This window comes from Citrobacter sp. 172116965 (genome assembly GCF_013458095.1).
Taxonomy (GTDB): Bacteria; Pseudomonadota; Gammaproteobacteria; order Enterobacterales; family Enterobacteriaceae; genus Citrobacter; species Citrobacter braakii.
Genome location: NZ_CP046673.1, coordinates 354,443 through 378,799 on the forward strand (window position 1 = coordinate 354,443; position 24,357 = coordinate 378,799).

Consider the following 24,357-nt stretch of genomic DNA (forward strand, 5'->3'; position numbering starts at 1 on the left):
TTTTTATAAGGTTACTCAGTTGCTTAATGTAAAGAGCCGAATTTTGTGGCCGACTTAAAAGTTTTATGTGAATTATCTTATCCACCTTGGATATTTCAGGTTAGAAACTATTTCTCTGTTTACAGATTGTTTCCCATCGTCACCCCTCTATTTGATATTGTCGATTTATCTCTTGTTATTAATGCGCCGTCCGTTGGGCATTACAGGGGCGTTATGCCGGACTTACGCGAATTTACGGGCGATAACACCCCCTTTAAGTGGCAGCGATCACACTTTTATGCTCATCCCCGCTCCTCCTCCCTGCCTAATCCGTGCCAGGATGAGGAAGGTCAACAACGAGCCTGGCAAACTAGCGATAACGTTGTTTTATTACCTAAGGATCTGGAACCCCTATGTCACAGCCTACTTTCAACAAAGATCAATTTCAGGCTGCCCTGACGCGTCAGTGGCAGCGCTTCGGTTTACTGTCGGCTCAAGAAATGACGTCGCGCCAGTGGTGGCAGGCAGTGAGTGGGGCGTTGGCTGAGTTACTCAGCGCCCAGCCTGCGGCGAAACCGGCAAAAAATCAGCGCCATGTTAACTACATCTCGATGGAGTTTTTGATTGGCCGTCTGACCGGCAACAACTTACTCAATCTCGGCTGGTATCAGGCGGTGAGCGATGAGCTGAAAGCGCATGACGTCAACCTGACCGACCTGCTGGAAGAAGAGATCGACCCGGCGCTGGGTAATGGTGGATTGGGGCGCCTGGCGGCCTGCTTCCTTGATTCGATGGCGACAGTCGGTCAATCTGCGACGGGCTATGGTCTCAACTACCAGTACGGCCTGTTCCGTCAGTCATTTGCCGATGGGCAGCAGATGGAAGCCCCGGATGACTGGCATCGCGGCAGCTATCCGTGGTTCCGTCACAACGAGGCACTGGATGTGCAAGTAGGGATTGGCGGCAAGGTCACTAAAGAAGGGCACTGGGAGCCGGGGTTTGTTATCACCGGCCAGGCCTGGGATCTACCGGTTCTCGGCTACCGTAACGGCGTGGCGCAACCGCTGCGTCTGTGGCAGGCCAGCCACGCGCATCCGTTTAACCTGACCAAATTTAATGACGGCGATTTCCTGCGCGCAGAGCAGCAGGGCATCGACGCTGAAAAACTGACCAAAGTGCTGTACCCGAACGACAACCACACCGCGGGTAAAAAGCTGCGCCTGATGCAGCAATACTTCCAGTGCGCTTGCTCCGTAGCTGACATTCTGCGCCGCCATCATCTGGCAGGGCGTAAACTGCATGAGCTGGCTGATTTTGAGGTGATTCAGCTCAACGATACTCACCCGACCATCGCCATCCCTGAGCTACTGCGTGTGCTGATTGATGAGCACCAGATGAGCTGGGACGATGCGTGGGCTATTACCAGTAAGACCTTTGCTTATACCAACCACACTTTGATGCCAGAGGCGCTGGAGTGCTGGGACGAGAAGCTGGTGAAAGCACTACTGCCGCGCCATATGCAAATCATCAAAGAGATTAATGACCGCTTTAAGAAGCTGGTCGATAAAACCTGGCCGGGTGACGCTGAAGTTTGGGCGAAGCTGGCGGTGGTGCACAACAAACAGGTGCGTATGGCCAACATGTGCGTGGTCAGCGGCTTTGCGGTTAACGGCGTGGCGGCGCTGCACTCCGATTTGGTGGTGAAGGATCTGTTCCCGGAATATCATCAGCTCTGGCCGAACAAATTCCATAACGTCACTAACGGGATTACTCCGCGTCGCTGGATTAAGCAGTGCAACCCGGCACTTGCCGCGCTGCTGGATAAATCGCTGAAAAAAGAGTGGGCCAACGACCTCGATCAGTTGATTAACCTGGAAAAATACGCCGACGACGCGAAGTTTCGTCAGCAGTATCGTGACATCAAGCTGGCGAACAAAGTGCGTCTGGTGAAGTTTATTAAAGCGCGTACCGGTATTGAGATAACGACTAACGCTCTCTTTGATATTCAGATTAAACGCCTGCATGAGTACAAGCGTCAGCACCTCAACTTGCTGCATATTCTGGCGTTATACAAAGAAATCCGTGAGAACCCGCAGGCCGATCGCGTGCCGCGCGTATTCCTGTTTGGCGCGAAAGCCGCTCCGGGTTACTACCTGGCGAAAAATATCATCTTCGCCATTAACAAGGTTGCAGAAACCATCAATAACGACCCGCAAGTGGGCGACAAGCTGAAGGTCGTATTCCTGCCGGATTATTGTGTCTCGGCGGCGGAAATGTTGATCCCAGCGGCGGATATCTCTGAGCAAATCTCCACCGCAGGGAAAGAGGCTTCCGGCACCGGTAACATGAAGCTGGCGCTGAACGGTGCGTTAACCGTCGGTACGCTGGATGGCGCAAACGTCGAAATCGCCGAGAAGGTCGGTGACGAGAATATCTTTATCTTTGGTCATACCGTGGAAGAGGTGAAGGCGCTCAAGGCCAAAGGGTACGACCCGGTGAAATGGCGTAAGAAAGATAAAGTGCTGGATGCTGTTCTGAAAGAGCTGGAAAGCGGGAAGTATAGCGACGGCGATAAACATGCCTTCGACCAGATGCTGCACAGTATCGGCAAGCAGGGCGGTGACCCGTATCTGGTAATGGCGGACTTCGCGGCCTACGTTGAAGCCCAGAAGCAGGTTGACGTGTTGTATCGTGACCAGGAAGCCTGGACCCGGGCGGCGATTCTGAATACCGCGCGTTGCGGCATGTTCAGTTCGGATCGCTCCATCCGCGATTATCAGACTCGTATCTGGCAGGCGAAACGTTAAGGAATCGCGATGGAAAGCAAACGTCTGGATAATGCCGCGTTGGCGGCGGGGATCAGCCCCAATTACATTAATGCCCACGGTAAACCGCAGTCTATTGGCGTCGAAACCAAGCGGCGTTTGCTTGACGCTATGCATCGCTCCACCGCCACCGCTCAGGTGGCGGTGACCCCGGTGCCGAATGTCATGGTTTATACCGCTGGTAAGAAAATGCCGCTGGCAGTTGAGGGACGCGGAGAGTTTACCTGGCTGCTGACCACCGAAGAGGGCGTGCAGCACAAAGGGCATGCCGTCGGCGGTAAATCGTTCAACCTTCCGGCGAAGCTGCCGGAAGGGTATCACACGCTTACCCTCACCCAGGGGGAGTTGCGTACCCATTGCCGCATCATCGTCGCGCCGAAACGCTGCTATGAGCCGCAGGCTCTGTTAGCCGGGCAGAAGCTGTGGGGCGCATGCGTTCAGCTCTATACCCTGCGTTCAGAAAAAAACTGGGGGATTGGCGACTTTGGCGATCTCCGTGCCATGCTGGTGGATGTGGCGCAACGCGGCGGCGCGTTTATCGGCCTGAATCCGATTCACGCGCTGTATCCGGCGAACCCGGAGAGTGCCAGTCCGTACAGCCCGTCGTCACGCCGCTGGCTGAACGTTATTTATATAGATGTGAACGCAGTAGACGATTTTCGCCTGAGTAAAGAGGCGCAGGCCTGGTGGCAGAAACCCGCGACTCAGCAAGCTCTGCAACGCGCGCGTGATACCGAGTGGGTTGATTATTCTGCCGTTACCGCATTGAAGATGACAGCGCTGCGTATGGCATGGAAAAGCTTCTCTGCACGTGACGATGAGCAGATGGCGGCATTTCGCCAGTTTGTGACTCAGGAAGGGGATAGCCTGTACTGGCAGGCGGCCTTTGATGCGCTGCATGCGCATCAGGTGAAAGAGGACGCACTGCGCTGGGGCTGGCCGGTGTGGCCGCAAGCTTTCCAGTCGGTGGATTCGCCAGAGGTAAAACGCTTTTGCGAAGAGCATCGTGATGAAGTGGATTTCTACCTGTGGTTGCAGTGGCTGGCGTATACCCAGTTTGCTGATTGCTGGAAAACCAGCCAGGGCTTTGCGATGCCGATTGGATTATATCGCGATCTGGCCGTCGGCGTGGCCGAAGGCGGGGCGGAAACCTGGTGCGACCGCGAGTTGTATTGCCTGAAAGCCTCGGTTGGCGCACCGCCGGATATTCTCGGTCCGCTCGGGCAAAACTGGGGATTGCCGCCGATGGATCCGCATATCATCACGGCACGCGCTTACGAACCGTTTATCGAACTGCTGCGTGCCAATATGCAGAACTGCGGTGCGTTGCGTATCGACCATGTTATGTCGATGCTGCGTCTGTGGTGGATCCCTTACGGTGAAACTGCCGATCACGGCGCCTACGTGCATTATCCGGTCGACGATCTGCTTTCAATTCTGGCGCTGGAAAGTAAACGTCATCACTGCATGGTAATTGGTGAAGATCTGGGGACTGTGCCGGTAGAGATCGTCAGCAAGCTGCGTGACAGCGGCGTGTACTCCTACAAAGTGCTTTATTTTGAGAATGACCATGAGAAAAACTTCCGCGCGCCGAAAGCGTACCCGGAACAATCAATGGCAGTCGCGGCGACGCATGACCTTCCTACGCTTAAAGGTTATTGGGATAGCGGCGATCTGACGCTGGGTAAGGCGCTGGGTCTGTACCCGGATGAAGTCGTGCTGCGTGGGTTGTATCAGGACAGAGAACTGGCGAAACAGGGGCTGCTGGACGCGCTGCACAAATACGGGTGCCTGCCAAAACGTGCTGGTCACAAGGCGTCACTGATGTCGATGACGCCGATTCTTAATCGCGGCATGCAACGCTACATCGCTGACAGCAACAGTGCGCTGTTGGGCCTGCAACCGGAAGACTGGCTGGATATGGCTGAGCCCGTCAATATTCCGGGGACCAGCGACCAGTACAAAAACTGGCGACGTAAGCTCACCGCCACGCTGGAGCAGATGTTTGCCGATGACGGTGTGAACAAGCTTATTAAGGATTTGGATAAGCGCCGAAAAGCGGCCGCGAAGAAGAAGTAAAAAAGCCGGGGATTTCCCCGGCTTTTTTAGGGTGATAGCAGGTAGGCCGGGTAAGCGAAGCGCCACCCGGCACAGTTTTATCAGACCACCATACCCAGCAGCAGACATCCTACCAGACCGCAGACGGAGATAATGGTTTCCAGCATTGACCATGACTTGATGGTTTCACCGATGGTCAAGTTGAAGTACTCCTTGAACAACCAGAAGCCTGGATCGTTCACGTGGGAGAAAATGACGGAACCGGAACCAACCGCAATAACCATTAGCTCAGGGCTTACGCCGGTCGTTGCAATCAGCGGTGCCACAATCCCACCAGCGGTGATCGCCGCAACGGTTGCGGAGCCCAGTGCGATACGCAGTACCGCAGCGATAGACCATGCCATCAGCAGCGGAGAAACGTTTGAACCGTGCATCATTGACGCGATGTACTTGTCCACGCCGCTATCCACCAGGACCTGTTTGAAGGCACCGCCACCACCAATGATCAACAGCATCATCGCGATGATTTTGATGGAGGACACCAGCGTGTCGTTGATCTGATCCATCGAACGTCCACGGTTCAGGCCAAAAGTGAACATCGCAATCAGCACCGCGATAAGCGTTGCCATAACCGGGTCACCCAGGAATTCTGCCACCGTCAGGAAAGCGTGGCCTTTTGGCAGAATCATCTCCGCCACGGCGCGCATCGCCATCAGGATAACCGGTACCAGAGAGGTCCAGACGCTGACGCCAAAGCCAGGCATCTCTTCTTCGGTAAACGTTTTCGCGCTGTACAGACCTTCCGGGATTGGCTTATCGATGCCTTTCAGGAAGCGAGCGTACACCGGACCGGCGAGAATAACGGTCGGGATTGCCAGAATCGTACCAAACAGCAGGGTTTTACCCATATCTGCATGGAAAATGGTGGCAATAGCGGTCGGACCTGGGTGCGGCGGCAGGAAGCCGTGAGTTACGGACAGCGCAGCAGCCATCGGCACGCCAACATACAGCAGCGGGATGTTGGCAGCAGCGGCGATGGTGAACACCAGCGGCAGCATCAGCACGAAGCCGACTTCGTAGAACAGGGCAAAACCGACGGTGAAGCCGGTTAATACCACCGCCCACTGAATATGTTTTTTGCCGAATTTAGCAATCAGGGTGGTTGCGATGCGCTGTGCGCCGCCGCAGTCCGCCAGCATTTTGCCCAGCATGGCGCCAAAACCCATAATCAGGGCGAGGCTGCCAAGGGTTCCGCCGACACCGGCTTTAATCGAACCGATGACTTTATCCAGTGGCATCCCTTGCATCAATCCGACAGCAAGCGCCACCAGGACGAGAGCGATGAAACCGTTCATTTTGAAACGGATCATCAGGAGGAGTAACAAGATTACACCGATAGCAACGATGACTAATGGCATGATTTACCTGGCCTTAACTTTGTTATGGGTAACGTCAGTGTTTAGATGACAAATTCCGATTGTCCCGACCGGGAACAGAGCATTCTCAGCACCAATGCTGGTTGCCTTCAAAACTAATCAGTTTAGCTGGCTGTTATGTGTGTGTTAGGTGCTGATACGAATGATACGGGTAACATACGGCGCTTGAAAATCACCTGGGCAGGCAAAATTTAAATTATGAGAGGCTGGTCAAATTATGAGGAGGATTGTTGCAGGAAATATGCGGAGAAATGCAAGGTAGTAGGCCGGATAAAGCGATTACGCTGCCATCCCCGGCATCAATGCCCGATGGCGGCGCGGATGCGTCTTAACGGGCCTACGGAGATTCTACAGGTTGAGGCGTTAGTAGTAAGAGTGCTCGCCGCGCTGGTGTTCGGTTAAATCGCGAACGCCTTTCAGTTCAGGGAATTCAGCCAGCAGCTGCTTCTCGATACCTTCTTTCAGCGTTACATCCACCATTGAACAGCCGTTACATCCGCCGCCAAACTGCAGAATAGCGTAGCCTTCATCGGTGATTTCCATCAGAGAGACGCGACCACCGTGACCTGCCAGCTGTGGGTTGTCTGCGATTGCAGCATGTACTCCACGCGTTCCATCAGCGGCGCATCATCGGCAACTTTACGCATTTTGGCGTTTGGTGCTTTCAGGGTCAGTTGGGAGCCTAACTGGTCGGTAACGAAATCGATTTCTGCATCTTCCAGATACGGTGCGCTCAGTTCATCAACATATGCGGTCAGCAGGTCAAATTTAATGGCGGTGTCGGTTGCTTCCACGGCGTCCGGCGGACAATAAGAAACGCCGCATTCAGCGTTAGGCGTGCCGGGATTAATCACAAATACGCGGATTTGTGTCCCTTCTTCCTGATTTGCCAGCAGTTTGGCAAAGTGCGCTTGTGCAGCATCGGAAATATGGATCATAGTAATGGCCTAATAGTTGACTATTTTACTTGGTTATAATACGCCCATCATCGAGGCTCTACAAGGTTCGACACAGGCACCATACCTGGACAGTCGCCGCGCCGTTGCGTAAAAGCAGCTGCGCGATTTCCGCGACGGTACTTCCGGTAGTGACGACATCATCCACAATGACCATATGGAGTCCCTGCACCGGCAATTCAAGGCGGAAGGCGTTTTTCAGGTTACGTTTACGTAATCGGGCGCTGAGATGGTGCTGTGTGGCGGTCGCCCGAACCCGCGTGATGGCCCGGCTGTCCCAGTCGCAGCCCAGCCAGCTAGCCAGGGGACGACACAGTAAGTCGCTCTGATTAAACCCTCTGCGCCAGTGTCGGCGTTGCCAGAGCGGGACGCTGACGAGCCTGTCCGGCAGAGGAAGACCGCTGACGCGCCGGGCTTGTAATACCTCCAGCAACAACAAGCGTGAAAGAGCGGGGGCCATTTCGCCACGTCGGGAAAACTTGAGCTGGTGGATAAGCCCACTCAACGGCGGAGCATAGTCGCTGACGGTAACCAGTCGCTGCCACGGCGGTGGTTTTTGCAGACAGCGCCCGCAGGGAACGACGGTATGTGCGGCAGGGAGTCCACATTGAGGGCACCGGCTGACGTGCTGATGCGTTGCCCGTGTGCAGACTGAACAGATCCCCCAATGCCCTAACGTCAGGGGCATTCGGCATAGCCAGCACAATCCCGGTACTGTTAGCATAGAAGCATCCTTTCAGGCTAAAAGAGAACAATAACTGATGAATGACATCTGGTGGCAGACCCAGGGTTCGGGAAATTGCCATCTTGTGCTGCTGCACGGATGGGGACTGAATGCGCAAGTGTGGCATTGCATAAGCGAGGAATTGAGTTCGCATTTCACGCTGCATCTTGTCGACTTACCGGGATTTGGTCGCAGCCAGGGGTTCGGCGCAATGTCGCTGGAAGAGATGGCTGAGCGGGTAGTAAAACAGGCACCGGAGAAAGCCATCTGGCTCGGCTGGAGTCTGGGCGGGCTGGTCGCAAGCCAGGTGGCGTTAACCCATCCTGAACGTGTTCAGGCGCTGGTGACCGTGGCGTCTTCCCCTTGCTTTAGCGCGCGTGACGAGTGGCCGGGTATCAAGCCAGAAGTGCTGGCAGGTTTCCAGCAGCAGTTGAGCGAAGATTTCCAGCGTACGGTGGAACGTTTTCTGGCGTTGCAGACGATGGGCACGGACACCGCGCGTCAGGATGCGCGGGCACTGAAGAAAACAGTGCTGGCGTTACCCATGCCGAATGTCGAGGTGCTCAATGGCGGACTGGAGATCCTGAAAACGGTCGATCTGCGTGAGCCTCTGTGCGCTGTGGACATGCCTTTTCTGCGGTTGTACGGCTATCTCGATGGACTGGTTCCGCGCAAAGTGGTCCCAATGCTCGATGCCCTGTGGCCGCATAGCGAGTCGTTGATATTTGCTAAAGCGGCGCATGCACCGTTTATCTCGCATCCTGCAGAGTTCTGTGCAGCGCTGGTGGCGTTAAAAAAACGCCTATAAATCTGTTGTGTTGCCCGGTAGAGCCACGCTTACCGGGCTTGAGATTAATGGCTGCGCGTAGCCAGATCCTCAGCGGTCAGGCCGGTAATTCTGAAGATGGTCAGCGGGTCGATACCATCAGCCTGCAGGGTTGATGCAATACGTAAAGCTTCCTCTCGTTTACCTTGTTGCAAGCCCGTTTGTAACCCTTCTTGTAATCCCTCTTGTAACCCTTTCATATGACCTTCCTGAAGACCATTAAGATGCCCTTCTTGTCGTAATCTTTCGGCGATAGTCATCAACTTTTCCTTATGTTGGGGTAAACGTTCGGCGACCTCATGAAGAAACTCGGTAAAATGTGTGGTGTCCCCGACCTGCATTAGATAATTAAACAAGGCTTTCAACTGGCTGTCATTAGCGTGTCCTTTAATAATCAGGATGGCCAGTTTTTCTACCAGCCCCATCAAATCGCGTTTACGAATATGTTTTTGGATGAGTTCCAACAGCGCCATCCGGCGATGCTGCATGATCTCGTCATCGGGAACCACGGTGATATCGATCAGTGGAAACGCTGCGGTATAAAGTTGTCTGGCAGCCTTTGGGTCGTCAAATTCGTCCAGCCAGCAGAGTGAGTAGGGGTATGGGCTTGCCGCGCCATGATAAAAAAGCATGGGTATCACTAGCGGGAGTTTTTTGTGACCTGCAGCCAAATGACGATGCATGACCGCAATGGCATAACGCATCAGCCGAAATGCCATATGGGCATCGGCGGTACTCTGATGCTCAATGATGGTGTAAATATAGCCATCGCCTTCGCGGGTTTTTAATGACCACAGCACATCGGAATAGTACGCGCGCAAATCGTCCTCAATAAAGCTGCCCGATTCCAGTTGTAGCGTTTTCAGATCGCACAGTTTTTGCAAAGAGGCTGGAAGATGGAGCCGAAGAAAGTCGCGTGCGGTAGCAGGGTGGTTTAAGAACGTTTTAAAAATCGCGTCATGCGGCGTAGCAGTCGTGTCAGTATTCATGGCGATCCGTCACCTGAGAAACAAGATGACGAGACTCTACTTCCCTGGTCGCCAGTAATCATCCACGAGTTGATAACGATGCGCGCCAGGCTGGAGGATAGATCTGCTTTGCTGAAACAGAGACATCTTTGTGGAATCCATTACGCAAAAAGCCGGATATCAGCATAAACGCTTTATCCGGCCAGGACGTTTGCAGTCATTTTTAGATCGGAAGCGTAGCGCCATCCGGCATCGAACTAGCGCAAAGCCCACCACTCGCGCAGGCAGGCTTTACCTTCCGGGCAGCTCTTGCAGCTTCCGGAAAGACACCCGTCGGCATCTTCCTGAATCCGCACCGCTTTGCCCATCTTTTCTAACTGATTCAGCATGGCGTCAATCATGGGCTGCGGGGTGTGCAGCGTGTGGCTAATTTGAGTTGCCTCCATGCGTCCCCGCAAAGCCAATAAATCACGAACCTGAATAAGCGATGCCATTGTCGATAACCTCAGTGGCAGTCGCCAGTGGTGCTGGAACAGCAGGAGCTTGCCGTCCTGTTGGTCGCCAGCAGTGCGAGATCCACGCGACTGCGAGCTCGACGCAGCAGGCCCAGCAATACAATGTTAAACAGGATGACAGCTAAAATGCACACCAGGCTGTAGGTCGGGTGCTCTTTGTAGCTGACCGCCTGATAAAACAGCGTCGACAGAGAGTAGGCGATGTTCAGGCCCCACAGAATCGAGAAGCCCATCCAGCCACGGCTGGATTCACGTGCAATAGCGCCCATTACCGAAATACACGGCACATACAGCAGCACGAAAATCAGGTAGCTGTAAGCGGCGGCAGCGCTGCCAAATTTTTCGCCCATCACACCCATTGCACCCGTAGCCATTTCACCGTCGCCCTTGCTGGCTTCAATAGGGTTAGCCAGTACGCTCAGGCTGAAGGTGTCTTTCAGGCTTTGCCAGGTCTCATCTACCGCGCCGAGCAGCTCGTCACCGAGGTGGAAATCTGCCGGGTTGAACTCTTCTTCCTGAATGTTTTCTGCGGTATAGAGCGTGTTCAGCGTACCGACAACCACTTCTTTCGCCATCGCGCCGGTGAACAGACCTACGGTTGCCTGCCAGTTATCTTCGTGAACGCCAATCGGCTTGAAGACCGGCGTGATTACGCGGCTGACGGAAGCCAGAGCAGAGTCGTTGATGTTGTCGACGATTTTTCCGCTCAGCGAGAAACTGTTAAACGCGCTGAGGAAAATGCTGACGATGATGATGACTTTACCCGCACGCAGAACGAAGCCTTTCAGGCGTTGCCAGGTCTGAATAATCAGACTCTTAATGTGCGGCACGTGGTACACCGGCAGCTCCATCACGAACGGCGTTGCTTCGCCACGCATGATGGTGTGTTTGAGCATCAGACCGGTCAATACCGCCATAACGATACCCAGTACGTACAGTGAGAAGACCGCCAGCGCACCGTTCTGACCAAAGAACGCTGCGGCAAAGACGGCGAAAATCGCCAGGCGAGCGCCACAGGACATAAACGGCACCATCATGATGGTCATCAGACGTTCACGCGGGGCGTCCAGCGTACGTGCGCCCATCACTGACGGTACGTTACAGCCAAAGCCGACGATCAGCGGGACAAACGATTTGCCCGGCAGTCCCAGCGCCTGCATCAGACGGTCCATTACAAACGCGGCGCGCGCCATGTAACCGGAGTCTTCAAGGAAGGAGAGGAACAGGTACATCATGCCGATTTGCGGTACCAGTGGCAGCACGGTGTTAATCCCGCCGCCAAGACCTTGCGCCAAAAAGATCGTGAGCCAGTCCGGGAAGTGCAGCGAGTAGCCAATCCACTGAATACCATGGATAAAGAGCGCTACGGAGCCGACGTCAAACAACGGTTGCAGCGCGCCGCCAATGTTGATGGCGAGCAGGAACATCAGGTACATCACGAACAGGAAAATCGGCAGCCCGAGGAAGCGGTTGAGGACGATTTTATCTACTGCGGTGGTGAAGCGGCTCGGCTCTGCCGTTAGGGTATTGCTGACGGTATCGCAGATAGCGGCAATGCACTGATAGCGCGCATCGGCGATATGCAGTGCCGGATCGTCCATTGTCTCGCTCAGACGTGCAATGGCGGCATCAAGGTTTTGCGCGGCATCACCCGCGTAGGCCCGGCTGTAGATATCGCCTTCCAGCATCTGCAGGCCTAGCCAGCGACGCTGTTTTAACGGCATATCTTTGGCCATCGCATCGGCGAGGGAATCCGCTTCCTGCAGCAGCGGCTGGGCATAATGAACCAGCTCGACGGTGTCGTTTTCTTTGTAGCGATCGATCGCCAGTTTCAGCGCTTCAATGCCGCGGGCGCGGGTGGATACCAGCGGAACCACCGGGCAGCCAAGGCGAGCGGAGAGGGCATCGATATCAATACGGATTTGCTGCTTCTCGGCAATATCCAGCATATTCAACGCGACGATGCAGGGGATGCCCAGCTCAAGCAGTTGCAACGTCAGGTAGAGGTTGCGTTCAAGGTTTGAAGCATCGACCACGTTGATCAAGAGATCCGCGTCGCCGCTTAAAATGTAGTGACAGGCGATCTGCTCATCGAGAGAGGTCTGGGATGAGATTGTCGTCAGAGAATAGGTGCCGGGTAAATCAACCAGCGTGACCTGGTGGTCCGTCGTTGCGAAATGACCTTCTTTACGCTCAACGGTAACGCCAGCCCAGTTGCCTACACGCTGGCGTGCGCCGGTAAGCTGGTTGAATAAAGTAGTCTTGCCGGAATTAGGATTGCCAATTAAACCAATGGTTAGTTTTTTCATTTTTATAGACTCACTGTATTAACAGGAAACCGCTTCCACTTCTAATAACGCCAGATCTTTCTTACGCAATACCAGACTTACGCGACGCGTTTCGATATGGATAGGATCGCCGAGTGGGGCGACGCGTACCACGTTGAAAGAGGAGCCGGGTAGCATGCCAAGTGACAACAGTTTCTGACGATAAGCCGGGCTGATTTCACGGGCAAAACCGGTAATTTTCCACGCACTGTCAGGAGTGAATTGCATAGGGACCTACTTATATCTCGCTAACTGGATGATTACCTCATGGGGCGGCAAGGCGGCATGAGGCCAGATGATTAGCCAACGTAAGGAAAGAGTAAATAATCAACAGATCAATGATAATGAGAATGGTTTCTATCATCAATAGAATAAATGTGACGGAATGTACAATTGGATAATAATTTGCGCCAATTTTGATATTCCTCAATATTTATTCTGGTTGGGAACGAATGATTCGCGGAAATAATTAGTGAAGATCTTAATGTTTAATTAAGGTTTCATCTGTTAATGAAGTGATAAATATATGGCGGTAGAAAGCGGGAAATAGACTAAATATGCCGGATGGCGACGCTCACGCGTGTTATCCGGCTTACAAATTAATTGCGACAAGTTAGCCGGATAAGGAGGTTATCCCCCCATCCGGCAAAAAAGTCACACTAGCGTTTTTTACCCATTGCCGCCGCCAGCGCATCCATCATGGCGCTGTTACCCGCAGGCTGTGCGTCACGACCACGAGGTTTCGCGGCTTTTGGCGCCGGGCGATTGCTTTGAGTGCGATCGTTATTCCCGCCGCCGCGACGCGCATTGGTTTCACCCGGCTGCTCGTCCAGACGCATGGTCAGTGCGATACGCTTACGTTGTAGGTCAACTTCCAGCACTTTCACTTTCACAATGTCGCCCGCTTTCACCACGGTGTGTGGATCTTCGACGAACTTATTCGACAATGAAGAGATATGCACCAGACCATCCTGATGAACGCCAATATCAACAAACGCGCCGAAGTTCGTGACGTTAGTGACTACCCCTTCCAGAATCATTCCCGGCAGCAGATCGTTCATGGTTTCTACGCCATCAGCAAACTGCGCGGTTTTAAATTCAGGACGCGGGTCGCGGCCCGGTTTTTCCAGCTCTTTGATGATGTCGGTGACGGTCGGCACCCCGAAGCGTTCGTCGGTAAAATCGGCTGCTTTCAGATTGCGTAGTTCGTTGCTGTTGCCCATCAGGTCACGCAGCGATTGCTCGGTTGCGGCCAGAATGCGTTCCACAATCGGATAAGCTTCCGGGTGAACGGTAGATGCATCCAGTGGGTTATCGCCATGGTTGATACGCAGGAAGCCCGCGCATTGTTCAAAGGCTTTTGGCCCCAGGCGGCTAACTTTTAGCAGTTGCTGACGGTTCTGAAACTGACCGTTCTCATCGCGCCAGGCGACGATATTTTGCGCCATCATGCGCGTCAGGCCAGCAACGCGGGTCAGCAGCGGCACGGAAGCGGTATTCAGATCGACGCCGACGGCGTTCACGCAGTCTTCCACCACCGCATCCAGCTTGCGCGCCAGTTGCGTCTGGCTAACATCGTGCTGATACTGGCCCACGCCGATAGATTTCGGATCGATTTTCACCAGCTCCGCCAACGGATCCTGCAAACGACGGGCGATAGACACCGCGCCACGCAGCGAAACATCGAGATCCGGGAACTCCAGCGCCGCCAGCTCGGAAGCAGAGTAAACCGATGCCCCGGCTTCGCTGACGATCACCTTCTGCGCGGTCACTTTCGGGAATTGTTTCTGCACGTCGAGGAAGAAACGCTCGGTTTCGCGCGACGCCGTACCGTTACCAATCGCGACCAGCTCAACGTTGTATTTTTCACACAACGCCGCCACGGCAACGGCGGCTTTGGCTGCCTGGCCGGTATGCGGATAAATAGTGTCGGTCGCGACCAGCTTGCCGGTACCGTCAACCACCGCCACTTTTACACCGGTACGCAGACCCGGATCGAGACCCATTGTGGCGCGCAGCCCGGCCGGGGCGGCCATCAGCAGGTCATGCAGGTTACGGGCAAAGACGTTGATTGCTTCATCTTCCGCACGTTCACGCACGGTACCCATCAGCTCAGTTTCAAGGTGCATCAGCACTTTGATGCGCCACGTCCAGCTAACAACGCCTTTACGCCAGCTGTCAGCGGGGGCGTTGTTCAGGCGCAGTCCCAGGTGATCCTGGATAATCTGCTCGCCGTGGCTCTCTTTTGGCGGCTCATCGAATTGCGGATCGGCATTTAGTGAAAGCTGCAACACGCCTTCGTTACGACCACGGAACATGGCCAGCGCACGGTGGGATGGAACGGTAGAAATAGGTTCGTGGTGATCGAAGTAATCGCGGAACTTAGCGCCTTCCTCTTCTTTCCCACTAACCACGGCGGCAACCAGATGGGCGTTTTTCCACAAATAATCACGCACTTTTGCCAGCAGCGCAGCGTCTTCGGCGAAGCGCTCCATCAGAATGTAGCGTGCGCCATCGAGGGCGGCTTTGGTATCGGCCACGCCGTTTTCGGCGTTGAGATATTTTGCAGCTTCGGTTTCCGGGTCATGGGACGGTTCGTTCCACAGCAGATCTGCCAGCGGCTCCAGTCCGGCCTCAATGGCTATCTGCCCACGAGTGCGGCGCTTAGGTTTGTACGGCAGATAGAGATCTTCGAGTTCGGTCTTACTTAACGTGCCGTTGATCGCGTTCGCCAAATCGTCGGTCAGTTTGCCTTGCTCGCCGATAGATTTCAGGATTGCCTGACGGCGGTCTTCCAGTTCACGCAGATATCCCAGACGGGTCTCCAGATTACGCAGTTGCGTATCGTCCAGACCGCCGGTGATTTCCTTACGATAACGTGCGATAAACGGCACGGTGTTCCCTTCGTCAAGCAGGCGAACGGCAGCTTCTACCTGTTCAGCACGAGCCTGAATTTCACCTGCGATAATGCGGCAGAAAGAATCATTCATCATGGATAGCTTCGTCTATAGGATAAAAAATCAGGGGATAGTTATACGGATTGACTGGCAAAAATGCCAGTCATCTACCGGGGCTTCGGATTGTTCCGGTCTCACTTAACATATTCAATTTCGTTCACGTACCAGCTGGCTTCACCACCAGGGGTGTTGACTATCGCGAGATCGCCGACCTCTTTTTTCAGCAGCGCCCGCGCCATCGGTGAGTCGATAGAAATGTAATCTTTACGACCGAAGATCTCATCGTAGCCGACAATACGGAATTTACGGATGTCGCCATCGTCATTTTCAATCTCGACCCACGCGCCAAAGAAGACTTTGCCCTCTTGCTGCGGGGAGTAATCGACGATTTTCAAATTCTCCATGCACTTGGTCAAATAACGGACACGGCGGTCGATCTCACGCAGACGCTTTTTATTATACTGGTAGTCGGCATTTTCGCTGCGGTCACCCAGACTTGCGGCCCAGGTAACCTTTTTAGTGACTTCCGGGCGCTCTTCACGCCAGAGGTAATTCAGCTCTTGTTTGAGTTTTTCATACCCTTCGCGGGTTATCAGGGGCGTTTTCATCTTATTGTTTTACCTTCGACTCTGTGATGATGCGCACAATTAGTATTACGCGAGCATATCAACAGAATAAATAATGTATTGCGAGAAACATTGTATACTTAAGCTGCTGTTTAATATGCTTTGTAACAATTTAGCCTGGAATTCATACCAGAATTCGCTGGTGACTCACGTTAGCTTTCTTAAGAATATACACTTAATTGTTGCGAACCTTTGGGAGTAATAACAATGCAAGAGAACTATAAGATTCTGGTGGTCGATGACGACATGCGCTTGCGTGCGCTTCTGGAGCGTTATCTGACCGAGCAGGGCTTCCAGGTTCGAAGCGTCGCTAACGCTGAGCAGATGGATCGTCTGCTGACCCGTGAGTCCTTTCACCTGATGGTGCTGGATTTAATGCTGCCGGGAGAAGATGGCCTGTCTATTTGCCGTCGCCTGCGCAGTCAAAGCAACCCGATGCCGATCATTATGGTCACGGCGAAGGGTGAAGAAGTCGATCGTATCGTTGGACTGGAAATTGGCGCTGACGATTACATTCCGAAACCGTTTAACCCGCGAGAACTGCTGGCACGTATTCGCGCTGTACTGCGTCGTCAGGCGAACGAACTGCCGGGCGCGCCTTCTCAGGAAGAAGCGGTCATTGCTTTTGGTAAGTTTAAACTGAACCTCGGTACGCGTGAAATGTTCCGTGAAGATGAGCCAATGCCGCTCACCAGCGGGGAATTTGCGGTACTGAAAGCGCTGGTAAGCCACCCGCGCGAGCCGCTGTCCCGCGATAAGCTGATGAACCTGGCCCGTGGTCGTGAATATTCGGCGATGGAGCGTTCTATCGATGTCCAGATTTCTCGTCTGCGCCGTATGGTGGAAGAGGACCCGGCGCATCCGCGCTACATTCAGACCGTGTGGGGTCTCGGCTACGTCTTTGTTCCGGACGGTTCTAAAGCATGAGGCGAATGCGCTTCTCGCCACGAAGTTCGTTTGCCCGCACGTTATTGCTCATCGTCACCTTGCTGTTTGCCAGCCTGGTGACGACTTACCTGGTAGTGCTGAACTTCGCGATACTGCCGAGCCTCCAGCAGTTTAATAAGGTCCTGGCCTACGAAGTTCGTATGCTGATGACCGATAAACTGCAGCTGGAGGACGGTACGCAACTGGTGGTGCCGCCCGCATTCCGCCGGGAAATTTATCGTGAGCTGGGTATTTCCCTCTATTCCAACGAGGCCGCTGAAGAAGCTGGACTGCGTTGGGCGCAACACTATGAATTCTTAAGCCATCAGATGGCGCAGCAGCTGGGCGGTCCGACGGAAGTCCGCGTTGAGGTGAACAAAAGCTCGCCGGTCGTATGGCTGAAAACCTGGCTGTCGCCCAATATCTGGGTACGCGTGCCGCTGACGGAGATCCATCAGGGCGATTTCTCACCGCTGTTCCGCTACACGCTGGCGATTATGCTGTTGGCTATCGGTGGCGCGTGGCTGTTTATCCGTATCCAGAACCGACCGTTGGTGGATCTTGAACATGCGGCGCTGCAGGTGGGGAAAGGTATCATTCCGCCGCCGCTGCGTGAGTATGGCGCTTCAGAGGTGCGCTCCGTTACCCGAGCCTTTAACCATATGGCCGCGGGTGTGAAGCAACTGGCCGATGACCGTACGCTGTTAATGGCGGGCGTGAGCCACGATTTACGTACTCCGCTGACACGTATTCGTCTGGCGACCGAAATGATGGGCGAAGAGGATGGTTATCTCGCGGAATCCATCAATAAGGACATCGAAGAGTGTAATGCCATTATCGAGCAGTTCATCGATTATCTGCGTACCGGTCAGGAGATGCCGATGGAGATGGCGGATCTGAACTCGGTGTTAGGCGAAGTGGTCGCAGCGGAAAGCGGCTATGAACGTGAAATCGAAACTGCGCTGCTGCCGGGCAGCATTCAGGTGAAAATGCACCCGCTGTCGATCAAGCGTGCGGTTGCCAATATGGTGGTTAACGCCGCCCGTTACGGCAACGGCTGGATTAAGGTCAGCAGCGGTACGGAGACGCATCGCGCCTGGTTCCAGGTAGAAGATGATGGTCCGGGCATCAAGCCGGAGCAGCGTAAACACCTGTTCCAGCCGTTTGTCCGCGGCGACAGCGCGCGTAGTACCAGCGGCACGGGCCTGGGTCTGGCGATTGTGCAGCGTATTATCGATAACCATAACGGTATGCTGGAAATTGGCACCAGTGAACGAGGCGGGTTGTCGATCCGCGCCTGGCTTCCGGTTCCCTTCACTCGCGCGCAGGGCATCACGAAAGACGCATAAGAAAGGGAGGCGAAATGCCTCCCTTTTTGTTGCTGTAGGTCGGATAAGGCGAAACCGCCATCCGGCACTCTTTGTTACAGCTTCGGTCCGGCGCTAACCAGCGCTTCACCCGCAGGGGTATCGGTGTATTTCTCGAAGTTCTCGATAAACAGTTTCGCCAGCGCGTTGGCTTTTTCCTGCCACTGCTCCGGAGAAGCATAGGTATTACGCGGATCGAGAATGCGAGTATCTACGCCCGGCAGCTCGGTTGGGATAGCCAGGTCAAACATCGGCAGACGGAACGTTTCTGCGTCATCCAGCGAACCGTTCAGGATAGCGTCGATAATCGCGCGAGTATCTTTGATAGAGATACGCTTGCCGGTACCGTTCCAGCCGGTGTTAACCAGATATGCCTGCGCACCTGCCGCCTGCATACGTTTCACCAGTACTTCTGCGTACTGCGTTGGGTGCAGTGACAGGAATGCTGCGCCAAAGCAGGCTGAGAAGGTTGGGGTTGGTTCGGTGACGCCACGTTCGGTACCGGCCAGTTTGGCGGTGAAGCCAGACAGGAAGTGGTACTGGGTTTGGTCTGCCGTCAGACGAGAGACCGGCGGCAGCACGCCAAACGCGTCGGCGGTCAGGAAGATCACTTTGGTGGCGTGACCCGCTTTTGACACCGGCTTAACGATGTTATCGATGTGATAAATCGGGTAGGACACGCGGGTGTTTTCGGTTTTGGAACCGTCGTCGAAGTCGATGGAACCATCTGCGCGCACGGTGACGTTTTCCAGCAGCGCGTCACGACGGATTGCGTTGTAGATTTCCGGCTCGGCATCTTTAGACAGTTTGATGGTCTTCGCGTAGCAACCGCCTTCAAAGTTAAACACGCCGTCGTCATCCCAGCCGTGTTCGTCATCGCCAATCAGGCGGCGTTTCGGATCGGTGGACAGCGTTGTTTTACCTGTACCGGACAGGCCAAAGAAGACTGCCACATCACCTTTTTCCCCGACGTTTGCCGAGCAGTGCATGGAGGCAATGCCTTTCAGCGGCAGCAGGTAGTTCATTACGGAGAACATACCTTTCTTCATTTCGCCGCCGTACCAGGTGCCACCAATCAACTGGATACGCTCAGTCAGGTTGAAAGCCACGAAGTTTTCGGAGTTCAGACCCTGCTCTTTCCACTGCGGGTTAGTGCATTTAGCGCCGTTCATCACGATGAAATCAGGTTTGAAATCAACCAGCTCTTCGTCGCTTGGGCGGATGAACATATTTTTAACAAAATGCGCCTGCCAGGCTACTTCGGTAATGAAGCGTACGGAAAGGCGGGTATCGGCGTTAGCGCCGCAGAATGCATCAATGATAAACAGACGCTTGCCGGAAAGCTGCTGGGTGACTAATCCTTTCAGATGCTGCCAGGTTTCCGGGGAGAGCGGTTTGTTGTCGTTCTTACCTTTACCTTTGTCGGACCACCAGAGCGTGTCGCGCGTGGTGTCGTCACGGACAATATACTTATCCTTTGGCGAACGTCCGGTAAAGATACCGGTATCAACGGCAACGGCGCCCAGGTTTGTTAACACGCCACGCTCATAACCTTCCAGGTTTGGATCAAGTTCCTCCTGGAAAAGCGTGTCGTAGTCTGGATTGTAAACGATATCCTGAACGTCATTGATACCATAAGCCTTGAGATCTTGCGGGGTTAAACTGTTGTTCACACGCATTTCACTGCTCCTTAGCCAATATGTATTACCTGGAATAGTAAGGTTTTTTAGGGATTGCTAACCGCGACAAGGCTCATAGATTTACGCATCCGGGAAAATCACGGATAACCGAATGCGCTGCGACTCCTGTCACAAAGAGGCGGATATTATGGCAGGAAACCCTTTTTTGTTGTGGAAAATGTTCTTAAAACGTTAATAGAGAGTGTTTTTGGCGGGAAACTTGTGAGTGTAATCGCATTCACGTAAGAAAATAACGTAACTCATACATAAACAATATCGATTCACTTCCCGCCGCAGTGGTCCGGGATCGGCCTATCAATGCTCAAAATTGTGAAGTTGATGCGATAATTACCTTTTCTCTTCATTCTGGGTGACGACATGGATAGTGTTGAACTTTCACGTACTACTCGCTGGGGCATGATATCTATCGGCCTGTTACAGGGGATATTGTGCTACCTGCTGATGACATATCTGGTGCCGCATAATGACGGCTGGCTGTTCTATGGCATGCCCGCGACAATTGCTCTCTCATCGGCGCTTTTACTCACTGTTGTCTCTTTCAAACAACGTGCGCTGTGGTACTGGATGGCGCTGATCTTTGTTGTCGTGCTGGCGATGAGCGTCTGGCTAAAGTGGCAAGTCGAGGACAGCGATAAGTGGCGGCAAAATGATATTTTTATGTTGTACGGCTGGCGCTTACTGCTGATGGCGATGCTGGCATTGCCATGGATTCAGTACTCGCTCCACGCATCCCGCCAGCAGGCCCGCTATGCGCAGTTTTATACGAGTTTGTGGCTTAATGCGCTGACGTTACTGATTGTCTTTGTCGCCAACGGTCTGTTCTGGATGGTGCTCCTGCTATGGAGCGAGATGTTTAAGCTCGTTGGTATTACCTTCTTCGACACGCTTTTCTTTGATACCGACTGGTTTGGCTACGTGGCCTTTGGCCTGGTTACCGCACTGGCGGTGGTACTGACCCGCACGCAGTCGCGTCTGGTTGCGGCGGTCCAAAAGTTACTGACTTTGATCGCCACCGGTCTGTTACCCCTGGTCGCGCTGCTGGCGCTGATGTTTGTGCTGACCTTGCCCTTCACCGGCCTGGAGACTATCTCGCAGCGGGTGTCTGCGGCCGGGTTGATGTCAACGCTGGCGCTGCTCCTGCTGCTGTTGATAGCTATCGTTCGCGAGCCGCAGAAAGAGGCGCTCCCCTATCCAGCCGCGTTACGCTACCTGATCAAATGCGCCCTGGTTGTCGCGCCCATCTATATGCTGATTGCCGGTTGGTCACTGTGGGTGCGAATTCAACAGTACGGTTGGACGCCCGAGCGTTTATATGGCGTGCTGGTGGTCTGCGTGCTGCTGCTCTGGTCGTTTGGCTATCTGGCGAGTATTTTACGCCGTGGGCGCAATCCGCTTGAGCTTCAGGGGAAGGTGATTCTTTGCGTGTCGTTGCTGGCGTTGGGGCTGTTGATTTTGCTGTCGTCGCCGGTTATTGATGCCTGGCGCATCAGCGTCAACAGCCATATGGGGCGGTATCACAGTGGCAAAATTAAGCCGGATCAGGTCAGCCTGTATATGTTGGGTAATAGCGGAAAACCGGGACGTGCGGCGTTGGAGGCATTACAAAAAGATGCGGCGTTTAACCAAGACAGTAAGCGCCGGCGCGACTTAAATTCTCTGCTGCAAGGACGTCGCGATCCCATTCAGAACCTGACTACCACTCAACTAGCGCCGAAAGTGATGATCGCTCCGGGTAGCAGGCAACCCGATGAGAACTTCTGGGCGTTTGTCAAAGGGCAGAGCTACCGCATTACATCCTGCGTTGAGCAGGATGCATGCGTCCTGGTCGATCAGGACCTCAATGCTGATGGTAAGCCTGAGCAGGTGCTGTATGCTTTTGGCGATGGTGAGAGTCTGGTCTTTGCCAGGAAAGAGGATAAATGGGAACTCATCGCATCAGGTCAGCTACCTGCAGGATTCAATAAGGATAAACTGCTGCAGGCGGTGGCGAATCATCAACTGAATTCAGCCCCCAGAGTTTGGCGTGATATCACCATTGATGGCACCCGATTGCCGATGAATTATTACAACGAGTGAGCGTGTTGCGGATAGCGTTTTGATGGATGGCGGTGCGAACGCCTATCCGGTCGACGATTGTGGGCCGGATAGGCAGTAGTGATTAATGTACCTGCGGGTCCGCCGGGGAAGCGTTGCTGCGGATCTCAGCAATGTCCAGGGCGTTAAACAGATAGTGGCTCCCGCAGTAATCGCAGTGCATATCGATCTCGCCTTCTTCCGCCAGAATGCTGTCCACTTCTTCGTCCGGCAGCGTTTTCAGTGCGCCAGCGCAGCGTTCGCGTGAACAGGTGCATTTGAACTCAACGTCCTGCGGATCGTAGAGAGTAACCTCTTCTTCGTGGTACAAGCGCCACAGCACGTCGTTGGCCGGGAGCGTTAACAGCTCTTCAGTTTTGATGGTTTCGGTCAGGGCTGTCAGGTGATCGAAATCATCTGCCTGCGCGTTTTGCGCCGGCATTACCTGCAGAAGCATCCCGCCAGCAGCGGGTTTGCCATCGACGTCGCCAGTACGGATAAACAGACGTGTCGGCAGCTGTTCAGAACGCATGAAGTAATCTTCCAGACAGGCGGCCAGCGTGTCGCCTTCCAGACCAACCACGCCCTGATAGCGCTCGCCTTCTTCTGGGGTAATGGTGATCACCAGATAGCCGTTGCCTACCAGCGTTTTAAGATCAGCGCCTTCAGGGATATCGCCCTGCATACGGGCCACGCCGCGCATCTGCTGATTGTTGTTGCCGTTAATGACGGCCAGGCTCAGCGGACCATCGCCCTGCAGCTGTACGGTGATATCACCGGCAAACTTCAGCGTGGCGGTGAGCAGGCTGGTGGCGACCAGCAGTTCAGCCAGCACGTTCTTGACCGGCTGCGGGTAAGTATGATTTTCGAGGATCTGTTGCAGGGTTTCCGAAACGGTCACCAGCTCGCCGCGCACGGCAAAGTTTTCAAACAGATAACGATGTAATTGGTCATGTTGCGGCATAATCATCTCTCTTGCAGGTGACAGTCACTCGCTGTCGCCATGTTTAAATCGTAACAGGTCGCGGCGCTCTTTCTTGTCCGGTCGCCTGTCCGGGTGCGGCATGGTTAACGCGTTAAGTTTACGCGCCAGCGCCACTTTTTCGCGTTTTTCTACGCTTTCCGTGGTTTCTTCATACAGCGTAACGGCTTCCGTGGCCGGGCGACGCTGCTCGGTAATAGCCTTGATAATGACCGTTCGCTCGTCATTTCCCTGGCGCAGGGTGAGGGTGGCGTTCAGCTCGACAATCTTGCTCGGTTTGCTGCGCTGGCCGTTGTAATGCACCTTACCGCCTTCAACCATTTCGCGGGCTAGCGCACGCGTTTTGTAAAAGCGTGCAGCCCACAGCCATTTATCCAGCCTGACTTCAGCAGAGGGCTTTTCTTTCATGGCGTCTCCTTCACATCAGTGAGGGGATCAGTCGGCGGTAGTCATTCAGTGACGGATGGCGTGCGTACTGTTTTTCCGCGATGCCTGAGTCGGGATTGGTTACGCCGAGGCAGTAACGAATACCGTACAGAGCAGCGGCGTCGAGAATGGGTTCGCTGTCGTCAATAAACAGCGTCTTCTCTGCACTCATTCCCGTTTCTTCAGCCACAGCGTGCCATAACCGCTGATCCTCTTTGGGATAACCAAATGTGTGGGTGGAAAGTAATAAATCAAGGTGTGAGGCCAGACCGGTATGCTCCAGCTTCACCGCCAGGTTATGGGGATGCGCGTTGGTGAGCAAAATACGGCGCTTGCCGCTGGCTTTTAAGGCATCAAGAAACGGTACAGTATCTTCACGCAAAACGGCGCGCGGTCCCTGTTCCGTTGTCATGGCGCAAATATCAAGATCCAGGCATTCGCTCCAGTAATCCAGGCAGTACCAGTTTAGCGTATGCTGCACGGCATGATACTGCTGACGAATATAGTCCTGGGCTTCCTGGGGAGAGATACCCTGTTTCGCGCCATAGGTTTCCGGCACCAGTTTTTGCCAGAAATAGTTATCGAATGCCAGGTCGAGCAGCGTGCCGTCCATATCTAACAACACGGTATCGACATCCTGCCAGGCAATATTGATCTGCATGGAAACTCCCCAGAAGAAAACATG

18 protein-coding genes and 1 pseudogene are annotated in these 24,357 nt (G+C 54.0%); 6 read left to right on the forward strand and 13 right to left on the reverse strand.

Going from position 1 to position 24,357, the window contains the following annotated elements; genetic code table 11:
- Positions 1 to 392: 392 nt before the first annotated feature.
- The gene (gene malP, locus GPJ68_RS01640) at positions 393 to 2,786 is read left to right on the forward strand and encodes a maltodextrin phosphorylase (RefSeq protein ID WP_104652056.1); all 2,394 of its coding nucleotides are present in this window, start codon (positions 393 to 395) and stop codon (positions 2,784 to 2,786) included.
- Between the two features lie 9 nt (positions 2,787 to 2,795).
- Positions 2,796 to 4,883 (forward strand): 4-alpha-glucanotransferase, encoded by a 2,088-nt coding sequence (malQ, locus tag GPJ68_RS01645; RefSeq protein ID WP_016157648.1) that lies wholly within the window; start codon positions 2,796 to 2,798, stop codon positions 4,881 to 4,883.
- Positions 4,884 to 4,963: 80 nt separating this feature from the next.
- Here the strand turns inward: malQ and gntT are convergent, their stop codons facing one another.
- From gntT to gntX, 3 genes and pseudogenes are all read right to left on the reverse strand, one after another.
- Positions 4,964 to 6,280 (reverse strand): gluconate transporter, encoded by a 1,317-nt coding sequence (gene gntT / locus GPJ68_RS01650; RefSeq protein ID WP_003023507.1) that lies wholly within the window; start codon positions 6,278 to 6,280, stop codon positions 4,964 to 4,966.
- 381 nt (positions 6,281 to 6,661) lie between these two features.
- A pseudogene (gene nfuA / locus GPJ68_RS01655) lies at positions 6,662 to 7,236 on the reverse strand (Fe-S biogenesis protein NfuA).
- Positions 7,237 to 7,294: 58 nt separating this feature from the next.
- Entirely contained in the window at positions 7,295 to 7,978 is a 684-nt protein-coding gene (gntX, locus tag GPJ68_RS01660; RefSeq protein ID WP_047415960.1) for a DNA utilization protein GntX, read from the reverse strand.
- A 37-nt stretch (positions 7,979 to 8,015) separates the two neighbouring features.
- On the opposite strand from gntX, the gene bioH reads away from it, so the two are divergent.
- Positions 8,016 to 8,786 (forward strand): pimeloyl-ACP methyl ester esterase BioH, encoded by a 771-nt coding sequence (gene bioH / locus GPJ68_RS01665; RefSeq protein WP_016154806.1) that lies wholly within the window; start codon positions 8,016 to 8,018, stop codon positions 8,784 to 8,786.
- 44 nt (positions 8,787 to 8,830) lie between these two features.
- Here the strand turns inward: bioH and GPJ68_RS01670 are convergent, their stop codons facing one another.
- The 6 genes from GPJ68_RS01670 to greB form a co-directional block, all read right to left on the reverse strand.
- Positions 8,831 to 9,793 carry an Rpn family recombination-promoting nuclease/putative transposase gene (locus tag GPJ68_RS01670; RefSeq protein ID WP_104652057.1) on the reverse strand — a complete coding sequence of 321 codons (963 nt, stop codon included), beginning with the start codon at positions 9,791 to 9,793 and terminating at the stop codon, positions 8,831 to 8,833.
- Positions 9,794 to 10,029: 236 nt separating this feature from the next.
- Complete coding sequence (gene feoC / locus GPJ68_RS01675) at positions 10,030 to 10,266, reverse strand: [Fe-S]-dependent transcriptional repressor FeoC (RefSeq protein ID WP_003023516.1); 237 nt, start codon at positions 10,264 to 10,266, stop codon at positions 10,030 to 10,032.
- 11 nt (positions 10,267 to 10,277) lie between these two features.
- Entirely contained in the window at positions 10,278 to 12,596 is a 2,319-nt protein-coding gene (gene feoB / locus GPJ68_RS01680; protein WP_180837093.1) for a Fe(2+) transporter permease subunit FeoB, read from the reverse strand.
- Between the two features lie 18 nt (positions 12,597 to 12,614).
- The gene (feoA, locus tag GPJ68_RS01685; RefSeq protein ID WP_003023519.1) at positions 12,615 to 12,842 is read right to left on the reverse strand and encodes a ferrous iron transporter A; all 228 of its coding nucleotides are present in this window, start codon (positions 12,840 to 12,842) and stop codon (positions 12,615 to 12,617) included.
- Positions 12,843 to 13,273: 431 nt separating this feature from the next.
- Positions 13,274 to 15,607 (reverse strand): Tex family protein, encoded by a 2,334-nt coding sequence (locus tag GPJ68_RS01690; protein WP_104652059.1) that lies wholly within the window; start codon positions 15,605 to 15,607, stop codon positions 13,274 to 13,276.
- Between the two features lie 98 nt (positions 15,608 to 15,705).
- On the reverse strand, positions 15,706 to 16,179 hold the full coding sequence (greB, locus tag GPJ68_RS01695; RefSeq protein ID WP_016154802.1) for a transcription elongation factor GreB: 474 nt from the start codon (positions 16,177 to 16,179) through the stop codon (positions 15,706 to 15,708).
- A 225-nt stretch (positions 16,180 to 16,404) separates the two neighbouring features.
- Between greB and ompR the strand changes: the two genes are divergently transcribed.
- Both ompR and envZ read left to right on the forward strand, forming a co-directional pair.
- On the forward strand, positions 16,405 to 17,124 hold the full coding sequence (ompR, locus tag GPJ68_RS01700) for a two-component system response regulator OmpR (protein ID WP_001157751.1): 720 nt from the start codon (positions 16,405 to 16,407) through the stop codon (positions 17,122 to 17,124).
- Entirely contained in the window at positions 17,121 to 18,473 is a 1,353-nt protein-coding gene (envZ, locus tag GPJ68_RS01705) for a two-component system sensor histidine kinase EnvZ (protein ID WP_029139732.1), read from the forward strand. The genes ompR and envZ overlap by 4 nt, the downstream gene beginning before the upstream one ends.
- Before the next feature lie 74 nt (positions 18,474 to 18,547).
- On the opposite strand, the gene pckA is transcribed toward envZ, so the two are convergent.
- Positions 18,548 to 20,170 carry a phosphoenolpyruvate carboxykinase (ATP) gene (pckA, locus tag GPJ68_RS01710; protein WP_016154801.1) on the reverse strand — a complete coding sequence of 541 codons (1,623 nt, stop codon included), beginning with the start codon at positions 20,168 to 20,170 and terminating at the stop codon, positions 18,548 to 18,550.
- A gap of 378 nt (positions 20,171 to 20,548) precedes the next feature.
- Here pckA and GPJ68_RS01715 point away from each other — a divergent pair, with 378 nt between their 5' ends.
- On the forward strand, positions 20,549 to 22,267 hold the full coding sequence (locus tag GPJ68_RS01715; protein ID WP_104652061.1) for a DUF4153 domain-containing protein: 1,719 nt from the start codon (positions 20,549 to 20,551) through the stop codon (positions 22,265 to 22,267).
- Between the two features lie 82 nt (positions 22,268 to 22,349).
- Here GPJ68_RS01715 and hslO read toward each other — a convergent pair whose 3' ends face one another.
- The 3 genes from hslO to yrfG are packed head-to-tail and all read right to left on the reverse strand — an operon-like array spanning position 22,350 to position 24,333.
- The gene (gene hslO, locus GPJ68_RS01720) at positions 22,350 to 23,228 is read right to left on the reverse strand and encodes an Hsp33 family molecular chaperone HslO (protein ID WP_180837095.1); all 879 of its coding nucleotides are present in this window, start codon (positions 23,226 to 23,228) and stop codon (positions 22,350 to 22,352) included.
- Positions 23,229 to 23,252: 24 nt separating this feature from the next.
- The gene (gene hslR, locus GPJ68_RS01725; RefSeq protein ID WP_172860389.1) at positions 23,253 to 23,654 is read right to left on the reverse strand and encodes a ribosome-associated heat shock protein Hsp15; all 402 of its coding nucleotides are present in this window, start codon (positions 23,652 to 23,654) and stop codon (positions 23,253 to 23,255) included.
- A 10-nt stretch (positions 23,655 to 23,664) separates the two neighbouring features.
- A complete protein-coding gene (gene yrfG / locus GPJ68_RS01730) occupies positions 23,665 to 24,333 on the reverse strand; it encodes a GMP/IMP nucleotidase (protein ID WP_016157638.1) in 669 nt (222 codons plus the stop codon).
- Positions 24,334 to 24,357 lie beyond the last annotated feature (24 nt).